The 11,973-nt window shown below is 69.0% G+C and carries 11 protein-coding genes; 6 read left to right on the forward strand and 5 right to left on the reverse strand.

Going from position 1 to position 11,973, the window contains the following annotated elements; all coding sequences use genetic code 11:
* Positions 1-45 precede the first annotated feature (45 nt).
* The 4 genes from MM440_RS02510 to MM440_RS02525 all read left to right on the forward strand — a co-directional run bounded on the left by MM440_RS02510 (position 46) and on the right by MM440_RS02525 (position 4,816).
* The gene (locus MM440_RS02510) at positions 46-1,305 is read left to right on the forward strand and encodes an IS256 family transposase (RefSeq protein WP_241441567.1); all 1,260 of its coding nucleotides are present in this window, start codon (positions 46-48) and stop codon (positions 1,303-1,305) included.
* Positions 1,306-1,369: 64 nt separating this feature from the next.
* A complete protein-coding gene (locus tag MM440_RS02515; RefSeq protein ID WP_277626249.1) occupies positions 1,370-1,570 on the forward strand; it encodes a hypothetical protein in 201 nt (66 codons plus the stop codon).
* A 658-nt stretch (positions 1,571-2,228) separates the two neighbouring features.
* Positions 2,229-3,176 carry an HNH endonuclease gene (locus MM440_RS02520; protein WP_241441607.1) on the forward strand — a complete coding sequence of 316 codons (948 nt, stop codon included), beginning with the start codon at positions 2,229-2,231 and terminating at the stop codon, positions 3,174-3,176.
* Positions 3,177-3,460: 284 nt separating this feature from the next.
* A complete protein-coding gene (locus MM440_RS02525; protein ID WP_277626176.1) occupies positions 3,461-4,816 on the forward strand; it encodes an IS256 family transposase in 1,356 nt (451 codons plus the stop codon).
* Between the two features lie 106 nt (positions 4,817-4,922).
* Here MM440_RS02525 and MM440_RS02530 read toward each other — a convergent pair whose 3' ends face one another.
* On the reverse strand, positions 4,923-6,140 hold the full coding sequence (locus tag MM440_RS02530) for an ATP-binding protein (RefSeq protein WP_241441608.1): 1,218 nt from the start codon (positions 6,138-6,140) through the stop codon (positions 4,923-4,925).
* Positions 6,141-6,234: 94 nt separating this feature from the next.
* Here MM440_RS02530 and MM440_RS02535 point away from each other — a divergent pair, with 94 nt between their 5' ends.
* The gene (locus MM440_RS02535) at positions 6,235-6,924 is read left to right on the forward strand and encodes a VOC family protein (RefSeq protein ID WP_241441609.1); all 690 of its coding nucleotides are present in this window, start codon (positions 6,235-6,237) and stop codon (positions 6,922-6,924) included.
* 9 nt (positions 6,925-6,933) lie between these two features.
* Here the strand turns inward: MM440_RS02535 and MM440_RS02540 are convergent, their stop codons facing one another.
* The 4 genes from MM440_RS02540 to MM440_RS02555 all read right to left on the reverse strand — a co-directional run bounded on the left by MM440_RS02540 (position 6,934) and on the right by MM440_RS02555 (position 11,042).
* Complete coding sequence (locus MM440_RS02540; protein ID WP_241441610.1) at positions 6,934-7,281, reverse strand: rhodanese-like domain-containing protein; 348 nt, start codon at positions 7,279-7,281, stop codon at positions 6,934-6,936.
* 18 nt (positions 7,282-7,299) lie between these two features.
* On the reverse strand, positions 7,300-8,160 hold the full coding sequence (locus tag MM440_RS02545) for an Fpg/Nei family DNA glycosylase (protein ID WP_241441611.1): 861 nt from the start codon (positions 8,158-8,160) through the stop codon (positions 7,300-7,302).
* Complete coding sequence (locus tag MM440_RS02550) at positions 8,160-9,305, reverse strand: App1 family protein (RefSeq protein WP_241441612.1); 1,146 nt, start codon at positions 9,303-9,305, stop codon at positions 8,160-8,162. Before MM440_RS02550 ends, MM440_RS02545 begins: the two co-directional genes overlap by 1 nt.
* Before the next feature lie 66 nt (positions 9,306-9,371).
* Complete coding sequence (locus MM440_RS02555; RefSeq protein WP_241441613.1) at positions 9,372-11,042, reverse strand: hypothetical protein; 1,671 nt, start codon at positions 11,040-11,042, stop codon at positions 9,372-9,374.
* Positions 11,043-11,142: 100 nt separating this feature from the next.
* On the opposite strand from MM440_RS02555, the gene MM440_RS02560 reads away from it, so the two are divergent.
* Positions 11,143-11,970 (forward strand): methyltransferase domain-containing protein, encoded by an 828-nt coding sequence (locus MM440_RS02560; RefSeq protein WP_241441614.1) that lies wholly within the window; start codon positions 11,143-11,145, stop codon positions 11,968-11,970.
* Positions 11,971-11,973 lie beyond the last annotated feature (3 nt).

Genomic DNA, 11,973 nt, shown 5'->3' on the forward strand with positions numbered 1-11,973 from the left:
TTCTTCGAGAGATCTTCCACAACCACCTCGAAGAAGGAGCACACGATGACCGCCTCACCCCACGATATTGACCCTGCCCGGTTTCTGCAGGACCAGCTGGTCCAGGCCTCACCGGATTTGATGCGGGACATGCTGTCCACGTTCATCAACGCGTTGCTGTCGGCGCAGGCCGACAGTGTGTGTGGCGCGGAGTACGGCACACGTGACCCCGACCGGATCAACTCCCGCAACGGGTACCGCCACCGCGAGTTGGACACCCGCGTCGGCACGATCGATGTCGCGATCCCCAAGCTACGCGAGGGCAGCATGTTCCCCGGCTGGCTACTGGAACGCCACCGCCGCGCCGAGCAGGCCCTGACGACCGTGGTCGCGACCTGCTACCTGCTCGGGGTCAGCACCCGCCGGATGGACAAACTCGTCCAAACCCTCGGGATCACCGGCCTGTCCAAGTCACAAGTCAGCGTGATGGCCCAGGACCTCGACGCGCAGGTCGAGGCGTTCCGCACCCGCCCGTTGGACGCCGGCCCCTACACCTTCGTCGCCGCCGACGCGTTGACGATGAAGGTCCGGGAGAACAATCGCGTGGTCAAGATCGCGGTGATGATCGCGACAGGTGTCAACGCGGAGGGATACCGCGAAATCCTTGGCGTGCATACGAGTTCGACCGAGTCCGGTCCCGGATGGCTCAGCTTCTTCCGGGACCTGGTCGCCCGCGGCCTGACCAGCGCCGGACCGGTCGGGCTCGTCACCTCCGACGCGCACGCCGGCCTCATCGAGGCGATCGGTGCCACCCTGCCCGGCACGGGCTGGCAACGATGCCGCACCCACTACGCCGCGAACCTGATGAGTGCCACACCCAAGAGCAGTTGGCCGTGGGTGAAAGCGTTGCTGCACAGCGTGTACGACCAACCCGACGCCGACGCGGTCCACGCCCAGTTTGACCGGATCCACGACACCCTCCTCGACAAGCTCCCCGCCGTGGCCGAGCACCTCGAGGCCGCCCGGGAGGACATCCTCGCGTTCACCGTCTTCCCCAAGGCCTGCTGGCGTCAGATCTGGTCCAACAACCCCAACGAACGCCTGAACCGGGAAGTCCGGCGCCGCACCGACGTCGTGGGGATCTTCCCCGACCGCGGCGCGGTCATCCGACTCGTCGGAGCTGTCCTGGCCGAGCAGCACGACGAATGGATCGAGATGCGCCGATACCTCGGACTGGACCTGCTCAAGCAATGCCGAGCCGCTCTCACGGACACACCCGACACCGACGAAGGAGACGACACCATCATCGGCGCGATCAGCGCCTAACCAACCCAAACGAAGGAATCACCCTCGTACACCACGCAGCAGGACTTGACCCCACCTGGTCAAGCTGGCCAACGACATGGTCACCGCAGTGCGGCGCCGGGTGTCGTGGGAGACCCGCGGCCGCCGTGGCCGAGGCACCGACCTGACCTCGGCGAACCGGCAGCTGCTGATGGGCGGCTGCGACACCCTGTCCGACCGCGGCCGAGCCAAGCTGAAAGCTGTTCTGGGACAGGACGACCCGACCAACCAGATCGACGCCGAGTAAGGCGTCAAGGGAACAGCTCCGCCAAATCCTGGCGTGCACCACCCTCACGACGCCCAAACGCGACCGCGCGGTCCCCAGCCGGCCGTCACCCTCGCTTCGACACCTGAGACAACCCGGCTGAAGGAGACCATCGACACCTGGTGGACAGCCATCGGAACCTCATCCTCACCCCGCCACCAAGGCCAAGACCGCGGCCGCGAACATCACCGTCAAGGACATCAAGAGAACCGGCCGCGGCTACCGCTCGCACCACAACTACCGATGCTGCATCATGCTCTACAGCGCCGCCCGAACGGCAGCGTCTCTACCCACGCGTTCACGCGGAAAGTCGAAGACCCCTTTGTTGACGCTACCTTCCCGATCCCGACCGGTCCGACCGGTCGTGACGAGACCTGAGACGCGGTGTCGGGAGTTCTGATCTGCGTACGCGCTGAAGTTCAGCGTCGGACACCGACAGCCTTGACGAGTGATCTCGGACGCCAGCCCGGAGTGTCCCGAAACTCTGCTGCTGAGCCTCTCCCCCGCTAGCAGACAAGCTCCCTGGGTGTCCATGGCCTGGACTGGCCGAACTTACCGAGCCGGCACGCCACAGCAAACGCCCGGCGAGCGCCATTGGGTGTGCTTCGATGATGACCGCCCCGCGTCTTAGGAGGACACCATGGGCTCACCGACGCCGTGGCTCGTTTCCAACAACGTCAATCTGTTCGACGCTGAATCCGCCCTGCGCGATCACCCCTACGTGCTGTGGAGCCAGTCGCCCGGTATCCAGGTCGGCGACCTCGTGTACCTGTACGCGACAAAGCCTGTCGGCTCCGTCACCCATGTCCTGACCGTGATCGAACGCGACATCATGGACCCCACCGGCGATCCGAGCATTGAGTATTGGCACGATCGCGCCGCACTGGCGCGTCGGGAAGCCAGGTTGTGGATGCGGATTCGTCTCGAGCGGATGCTCACCCAGAGCGAACGCGAGGGTTTGTCCCTCGCAGAGCTGCGCGTCGCCAAGCATTCCGACGGCGTGGGGGACAACTTTCAGGGCCGCCGCAAGATCACCGGGGGGATACGTGAGCTCGTGGATCGCGTCCTCGGGCCTCGCCCATCTCTGATCGATGACGACGCACGCGCGGAGCACGCGCCCGCCGACCCGGTAGAGGTAGCGACCCTCGCCGCCCGACTCATCGCAGGTGATTACACCGTTCAGGACACCTACGCCACTGCCAAGACCCGCGGTAGCGCCCAACGCGCCTTCGCGGACGCTGTGAAAACCAATTACGAGCGCCGATGCGCTGTCACCGGCATCACCAGCCACGACTTCCTCGTCGCCTCTCACATCGTGCCCTGGTCCACCGACGAGACCACCCGTCTCGACCCCGCCAACGGAGTGTGCCTGTCCACCCTCATCGACCGGGCCTTCGACACCGGGCGCCTGCACCTCACCCCGGACGCGACTGTCGAGATCAACCACTCCCGACTCACCGAAGACCCCGCCCTCGCGGAGATGTTGACTCCCTTCGACGGACAGCCGTTGCGCAAGCCGACCAAGGCCGCGCCCGCTCGAGCTCACCTCGAACGCAGGTACGCCGCAGACACGAAGTCACCCTCCTAGCGCGCTTCACGTCCCGGCGGGCGACGTTGTGCGGCCTGGCGTCAGCCAGGCGCCATACTGCAACACGGGCGGCCGCCTCGCCTGGAACCGTGAACCGCAGCACTCCCTCCACGACCAGACCCAACCTCCCAGAAGTCCTAGACCTGAGAGCAGTACCGGGAGACGACAGCTTAAGTCGGAGACTCGGCTGAGTGGTTTCCACCTGGACCTGAGCTGGTTCCCCTACAGGGAGTATCCGAGAAACGGTGTAAGTGGCTCCATCGCCCGCAAGGGCAGGAGGAGTCATGATGACCGAGACAACCACCACCAGCAGCAGTGCGGAGGCCGTGGAGTCGGCCAGACTGGAGACTGTGACCCCAAACCCACCACCACCGCAGGATGAGCCGGCCGAGCTGGACAAGGCTCAGCGTGAAGCCGTCGCGCAGATGGTGCGCCAGGCCAAGGACGCCGGTATCGCCCTGACCGGCCCCGACGGCCTCCTCAAGACCCTCACGGCGCAGATCGTCGAAGCAGCCCTCGACGAAGAACTCAACGAGCACCTGGGCTATGACAAGCATGATCCCGTCGGTCGCGGGTCGGGCAACTCCCGCAACGGCACCCGCTCGAAGACGGTGATCACCGACAACGTCGGTGCCGTCAACATCCGGGTGCCGCGGGATCGCAATGGCACGTTCGAGCCACAGTTGGTCACCAAGCGCCAACGCCGGTTGTCGGACATGGACGCCATGGTGCTGTCGCTGTTCGCGAAGGGCCTGACGACTGGGGAGATCGCTGCCCACTTCGCGGAGGTCTACGGGACCTCGGTGTCGAAGGACACGATCAGCCGGATCACCGACCGCGTCGTCGACGAGATGAACACGTGGATGGCCCGCCCGTTGGAGCCGATCTACGCGGCGGTCTTCATCGACGCGATCGTGGTCAAGGTCAGGGATGGGCAGGTCCGTAACCAGCCCTACTACGCCGCGATCGGTGTCGACCTCGACGGGCACAAGGACATTCTGGGGATCTGGCCCGGGCAGGGCGATGGGGAGTCGGCGAAGTTCTGGTTTGCCTGCCTGACCGAGTTGAAGAACCGAGGCGTCAAGGACGTGTTCTTCATGGTCTGCGACGGGTTGAAGGGCCTGCCCGACAGCATCGGGTCCGTGTTCCCCGCCGCGAAGGTCCAGACCTGCATCATCCACCTGCTGCGCAACAGCTTCAGCTATGCCTCGAAGCGGCACTGGCCCGAGATCGCCGCCAACCTCAGGCCCGTTTACGAAGCATCCACCCCGGCCGATGCGGAGCGGGCGTTCGAACAGTTCGCCGAGAAGTGGGGCAAGGCCTACCCCGCGATGATCAGGCTCTGGCGCAACGCCTGGACCGAGTTCATCCCGTTCCTGGACTACGACGTCGAGATCCGCAAAGTCCTCTGTTCCACGAACGCGATCGAGAGTCTCAATGCCAGGTTCCGCAGGGCGGTGAGGGCCCGCGGTCACTTCCCGAACGAGCAGGCCGCGTTGAAGACGCTCTACCTGACCGTGAGATCGTTGGACCCCAAGGGCACCGGCCAGACCCGCTGGGGGATGCGCTGGAAGCCAGCGTTGAACGCGTTCGCCGTCACCTTCGCTGACCGCATGCCCGCGGCCAGCACCCACCAGTAACGAAAATGCCACTTACACCGATAATCGGATAGTCCCCCCCTACATGGCAGTCAGGTTTGGTCGCCTGTCGACAGACACCCACGGACCAGGGGTGCGCCGCTGTCCGTCACACCTCGGACTGGCTCCGCAGGTAGCGCCCGAAGTGAGGGACGGTGAACGCGATGCGGCCGCGCTCGCCGGAGTAGATCAGGCCCTTCTTCAGCAGGGAATCCCTTGCTGGAGATAGGGATTGAGGCTTGCGGTCGAGGACGGTGGCAACGGCGGAGGTCGCGACCGACTCGATGTCGTCGAGGGCGCCGCCGGCTTCCTTCTCGGCCAGGGCGGCGTCGGCCATGGCGCGCAGGTACTCCCGCTCGGCGGGGGTGGCCCGCTCGTAGCGGGAGCCGAAGAACCCGACGGCGAGCTCCTGCTCCGCCAGGGGTGCGGCGACGCGGACGTCGTCGGCGGTGATGGGCGACGCGGGGGCGGCGTCCCACGCCATCTGGCCGTACGCCTGGATGAAGTAGGGATAGCCACCGGTCACGGCATACATCTCCGCGAGCGCCTCGTCGGCGAAGCACGCGTCCTCCACCTCGGCAGGCGACTGCAGCGCCCGGTCGGCAGCCTCGCGCGCGAGGCGGTCGATGCGCGTGTAGCGAAACAGCCTCTCGCTGTAGGACTTCGACGCCGACAGCACGGCGGGCAGGTGCGGCAGCCCGGCCCCGACGACGATCAGGGGCGAGCCCGACTGCGACAGCTCATGGCACGCCGCGCACAACGCCGACACGTCCTCGGGGTGCAGGTCCTGCATCTCGTCGATGTAGATCGCGATGCCGCGCCCCACGTCGGCGGCGAGGCCGGCGCAGTCGGTGAAGAGCTCTACGAGATCGATCTCGATGTCGCCGGAGTCGGCTCGACCGAGCGCCGCCGGGACGTCGATCCCGGGGTTCCACCGGTCGCGAATCTTGGCCTTGGGGTCCACATCTCGCTGAGCGAAGGCCTTGATGACACCCAGCACGTGGTCTACGTCATCGCCCTGGGGGTGACCCAGCTCGCGCACCGCGGTGTGCAGCGCAGCGGCGAGCGGACGACGAAGCCGTTGCTCAGGACGCGCCTCGAGCTTGCCTGTGCCCCAGTGCGCCCGCACCGCGGCTGAGCGTAGAGCGTTGAGCAGCACGGTCTTTCCGACACCTCGCAGCCCGGTCAGCACGATGGACCGCTCGGGGCGACCCGCGGCGACCCGCTTGAGCACGATGTCGAACGCCGTGAGCTGCTCGTCGCGACCGGCGAGCTCGGGCGGGCGCTGGCCGGCGCCAGGGGCATACGGATTCCTGATCGGGTCCACGATGTCACCCTATGGGCTCCTCTAGCACGATCCCAAGAGACACGCAGAGACCCCGATTGTTGGGACGCGTGTCGCACCCGTTACCGTGAAGAGCGTGTACCTGGCCCGATATCGCGAACTCATCATCGACGCATACGACGTCGATCGGATGAGCCGTTTCTGGGCTCGGGCACTGGGTCTGCAGGACAGCCCGCCCGACGAGCGGGGCGGGGTGGCCCTGCGCGGCCACGACCGCGAGGACCTCGTCTGGATCCAGCCGTTGGTGGCGCCGCGCCAGGAGCGACGTCGCATCCACCTCGACGTCTACGCCCAGAACGTCGTCGACCTGCTGGACGCGGGCGCGGACCTGGTCGACCAGAACAGCTTCCCGTGGGACCTGCTCACCGACCCTGAGGACCGCGAGGTCGGCGTGTTCGTGCTCGAGCACGATCGGCCGAAGCGGATGTATCAGCTCGTCATCGACTCCCCCCACCCCGAGGCCAACGCAGCCTGGTGGGGCAAGGTGCTCGGCGCGCCCGTCCACCCGGTCCCGGAGGATCCCACGATCGCCTTCGTCGAGCCGGTGCCGCACGCTCCGTTCGAGTCGATCCTGTTCGCCCAGGAGCAGTCGCCCAAGACCTGCGCGAACGGCATCGCGATCGGGGTCGAGGTGCTGGACCCCGACATCCTCACCCTCATCGGTGCCTCGGTCGTCGACCAGCCGGACCACCGGCTCTGGATGGTGCTCGCCGACCCGGACGGCAACGAGTTCTACGCCTATCCCCGCGCCGGCGAGACCTGGTAGAGCCGCAGATCAGCTGACGGAGCCCGGCGCCCCGTCGTCGGTGACGACCGGCTTGCCCGCCTGCTCCCAGCCGGACATCCCACCGACGAGGTTGCGCACCTCGCGGCCCTGACCGGTGAGGAAGGCGACGGCACGCGAGGAGCGGCCACCGCCACGGCAGGTGACCGCGAGACCGGCGTCGGTCGGCACCTCGTCCAGCCGGTCGGGCAGCTCGCCGAGGGGGATGTGGACGGCGCCAGGCGCGTGCCCGGCGTCCCACTCGTCCTGGTTGCGGACGTCGAGGATCACGGCGTCGTCGGCCACCTCGGAGTTGTCGACGGACGGCACGTTCGGCTGGGGGTTGGCCGGGATGGTCATGGTCGATCCTTTCGTGGGCTACTTGAGGAACTTGCTGGTGCGGCGGTCGGCCAGCGGCTTGCCGCCGGTCTGGCAGGTGGCGCAGTACTGCAGGGAGGAGTCGGCGAAGGACACCTCGCGAACCACGTCACCGCACTCGGGGCACACCTCGCCCGTGCGTCCGTGCACGCGCATGCCGGCGCGCTTCGCGTCCTTGAGCTCGGCGGCCGGCTTGCCGGAGGCGGCGACCACGGCTCCGGCGAGGGTCTCCCGCAGGGCTGTGTAGAGCGTGGTGACCTGATCGTCCGACAGCGACGCCGCGATCGCGAACGGCGACAGGCGGGCTACGTGCAGGATCTCGTCGGAGTAGGCGTTGCCGATCCCGGCGATGATCGACTGGTCGCGCAGCACGCCCTTGATCTGTGCCTTGCGGCCACGCAGGATCGCCGAGAACGCCTCTTGGTCAAAGGAGTCCGCGAGCGGCTCGGGCCCGAGCGAGGCGATCTGCGAGATCGTCGACACGTCCTCGACGATGTAGGCGGCCAGCCTCTTCTTGGTGCCTGCCTCGGTCAGGTCGAAGCCGGACCCGTCAGAGAGCCTGACCCGCAACGCGATCGGTGACTTGCCCGGCCGAAGCGGGTTGGTGGACAACGACTCCGACCAGCGCAGCCACCCCGCCCGCGACAGGTGGAAGACGAGGTGAATCCCGCTGCAGTCCAGGTCGATCCACTTGCCGTGCCGGGTGATCGCGTCGATCATCAGCCCGGAGAGTGCTTGCGGCGCAGGTGAGTACGTCTTGAGGACGGAGATCGAGCCGAGCTCTACGGACACGACAGCCTGACCGACCGCGCGCTCGGCGAGGAAGTCGACGAGTCCCTGGACCTCGGGCAGTTCGGGCATCAGCGCCTCCGGCGACGAGTGTTGTGAGCGGCGATGCGCCGCAACGACGGTCGCCGCGCCTCCCGATCCTGCTCGGCCTCGTGCTTGGCCTTGATCCTGGCCGCGAGGCTGTAGCCGTCGGGGGCGCGGTAGACGGGTGTCGTCGCGTTGATGCTCTCGCTCGGCAGCAGGTCCTCGTTGCGGACGGGCAGACCGTGCGACAGCACCTGCTCGGCGGGGGTCAGCTCGCGCAGCGCGATGAACTCCACGACGTCCGGGTGGTCCTCGGCGAAGTCGCCGTAGATCTTGGGATCGTGCTGACCGTCGTCACCGATGAGCATCCAGTGCACGTGCGGGAACTCGCGCCACAGCCGACGCAGCGTGGCCCGCTTGTGCTCCTGCCCGCTGCGGAACCAGCCGGTGTTGGTCGGGCCCCAGTCGGTGAGCAGCATCGGCCCCTTCGGGAACCCGGCCCGCTGCAGGAAGTCCTCGAGCGTGTCGGCGGTGTTCCACGCCCCGGTCGACAGGTAGATGACGGGCGCGTCGTCATACATCTGCCGCAGCTCGCGATAGAACGGCGCCATCCCGGGCACCGCGGTGCGCGCCTGAGAGTGGACCACCAGGGTGTTCCACGCGGCGATCATCATGCGCGGCAGCATCGTCGAGATGCACGTGTCGTCGAGGTCGCTGATGATCCCGTAGCGCGTCTCCGGGCCGATGATCAGCACCGGCGCCGTGGCCGCGTCGCTGTCGTCCGAGCGGATGGTCGCCTCGTGCCACCCCGGCTTCAGCCCGTGCTTCTCGACCACCACGTCGACGTAGCCCGACCGGTCCGTGCGGCAGTTGACCACCTTGTTGCCCACGCGCACCTCGACGGCCGCGTTGACCGCCGGAGGGGGCGTGGTGAACGAGCGCCAGCCACGCCGCTCGTCGTAGCCCCGCAGCTGCCGCACCGGGTCGGCCTTCTCCTCCACCGGCTCGCCGTGCGAGTCCTTGCCGCTGGGCGCGAGCTTGATGCGTCCGAGCACCCGGACCTGCTCCGGCGACCCGTAGCCCGTGTAGCCGAGCGCGCGCGTGCGCCAGCCGCGGGCACGCAGCACCCGCTCGGCGCGGCTGTGCCACTTGTCTTCGACGATGGACGCGAGGTGCGGACGGCGGGAGGCCATGGCGTCAGCCTATGCGGCGGCCGGACGTCGCGGTGGGTGAGTCGCCCGCTCGCAACGCCCAGCCGCTCAGGTGCGGGCGCCGCCGAGCCCCAGCAGCGCCGCGACACCCAGCGCGCTGCGCGGGTCGTAGCCCGTGCGCCACAGCCCACCGTGCGCCGCCTGACGCGCCTCGGCCTCCCATGGGTGCGCACCGTCGGCGAGCAGCGGCGCCGAGCCACCCCCCCGCAGGTCGTGCACCAGCAGGGCAGCCATGAGGGTGTTGGACGTCGCCGGCTCGAACACCTCGATGCCGAACCAGTGCGCGCCGGCGTAGGCCGCGGCGAGCGCGCGGTTCTTCGTGACGGAGCGGGTGCGGGTGGGCGGGGCGACGTTCATCGAGACGAGCGCCCCGTCGGCGGCTGCCTCCGTCGCGCGCCACCGATGGATCCGCTTGGCCAGCAAGTAGTTCGGGCCCTGCTGCGGCACGATGCTGTCGCTGATGCCCGGGCCGACGGGGCCACGCGCGGGGTACTGCCGACGCAGCAGCCGGCCACCCGACACGGCCCGCAACGGACCGCGCACCAGGTGCCCGAGCCGCCCGGCGGCGTAGGCCGCTCGCGACTGCTCGACCGCGGCCGGCGGGACGACGAACACGTCGGTCGGCGTCGCGAGGAACGCCAGGCCGACATCCCCACGGGTCTCCCGCAGGCGCTCACCCAGGGCGTCGACGGCGGTCGCGACCCGCACGTTGGTCGCCCCGTCGGCATAGACGTAGTTGCCGAGCACGAACGGACCGGACAGCTCCTGCAGCCACCGCTCGACCGCGTCGACCTGGTGCAGCAGGTCCGCGCCACAGCGCTCGGGGACCGGCTGCGGGTCGGTCGAGGCCTGCGGCCCCGAGCACGGCACGATCAGCCGGCCGGCCCCGCGGCGACCGTGCATGAGGACGCGCCGCCACAGCTCGGTGCGCGGCAGGTCCACCCCGACGACGTCCGCGCCCCAGCGCAGCAGCGACTGCAGCGGGCCCATCTCGGCGCCGGCGCCGAGCACCGCGACGGTGGTGTCGCGCAGGTCCAGCCAGTCCGGCTCGGCCAGGACGGCCTCGACCGCCGTGGCGACGCCGGGCTCGATCACCCCGTCCGCGGCCCAGGTGTCGAGCCGGGCGCGCAGCGCGTCACCGCCGAGGCGTTCGCCCTGGTAGGGGATGGTCAGCGAAGTCTCGCGGGCGCCCTCCCCCACGACGACACCCGTGCCCAGGCGCTCCGCTCCCGACCCGGTAGACCCCTCGCTGCCGAGCGCGCCCGGCTCACCGAACGCGCTGGTCAAGGGCTGGTCGGGCCCCTCGGGGTCTGGCCGCCAGCGCATGGTGTCGTGGACGGCGGCCAGTCCGGTGCGTGCGATCGCGACCGCGGGGTCGGCGGTGGGGTTTGCGTGGTCGGCGGCCGGGTTCGCGTGTGCGGGGTCGGCTGTCGGCCTCGCGGGGTCGGCCGGCGCGGCGGGCTGGGACCCGGCGGCACGGTCTACCCCGGGGAGCGGAGTGACCAGACCCGCCTCGACCAACCGCCGGAAGTGGACGGGATAGCCCTGGCGCCAGGAGGACTCGCGCTCGGCAGCCGCCGCCCCGAGGGGATCGACCGCGCGCAGCGCAGCCGCAACGATCTGCTGACCGGCGAGTGACGTGCTCCGCCGAGCGTCGTCGTCCGGGGACGCGCCAGGATCCCCGCTGAGGGGGAACACCACACCGTGCTGCTCAGCCATGGTCGAACCCTAACGGCCGCCTTCCTGCGGTGATAGACCACCCGGGTGGCCGGCGAGGCGGGACGGGCGCGGCGCGGCGACTGGGGGAAGAATCACTCGTGTGGACGTGCAGCGGAGGGATCAGGCGGAGCCGCCGACCCGCGACGCGCTGCTCACGGCCTGGCGCGCGGAGGAGCGGGGCCAGCCGGAGGGCTGGGACTTCAGCGCGCTCGAGGGCCGGATGGTCGAGGACCCCGTGCCGTGGGACCTCGACCGGACCTACCGCGAGGTGCTGACCGGCACCCGGACCGCCCTCGACCTCGGCACGGGCGGCGGGGAGCACCTGCTGCGCTTCGACGGGCACCTGCCCGACGACACATTCGCCGCCGAGGGCTGGGCACCCAACGTCGCCGTCGCGCGGCGGCTGCTCGCGCCGCACAGCATCGAGGTCGTGCACTGGGCGCACGATCGTGACCGCGAGCCTCCGACGCCGATGCCGTTCCCGGACGCGCGATTCGAGGTGGTCCTGAGCCGGCACGAGGCGTACGACGCGCGCGAGATCTATCGCGTGCTGCGCTCGGGTGGGCACTTCGTCACGCAGCAGGTCGGCGGCAGCGAGCTGGGCGAGATCCACCGGGCGCTGGGGCTGCTCCCGCGCTATCCCGAGATCGACCTGGCGCGGCTCGCGCAAGAGGCGGCGCAGGCCGGTTTCGAGGTGCTGGACGCGGACGAGCACGTGGGGTTCTACCGATTCGCGGACGTCGCCGCGCTCATCGCCTATCTGCAGCGGGTGCCGTGGGACGCGCCGGACGACTTCAGCGTCGACGAGTACGCCGACGAGCTCCTCGCTCTCCATGACGACACCATCGGCGCCGGACGACCGTTGCAGGCCACGAAGATCCGCTTCTGGTTGCACCTGCGCAAGCCGGAGGCCCCCCTCCTGCCCTGACGA

This window comes from Arsenicicoccus piscis (genome assembly GCF_022568835.1).
Taxonomy (GTDB): Bacteria; Actinomycetota; Actinomycetes; order Actinomycetales; family Dermatophilaceae; genus Arsenicicoccus; species Arsenicicoccus piscis.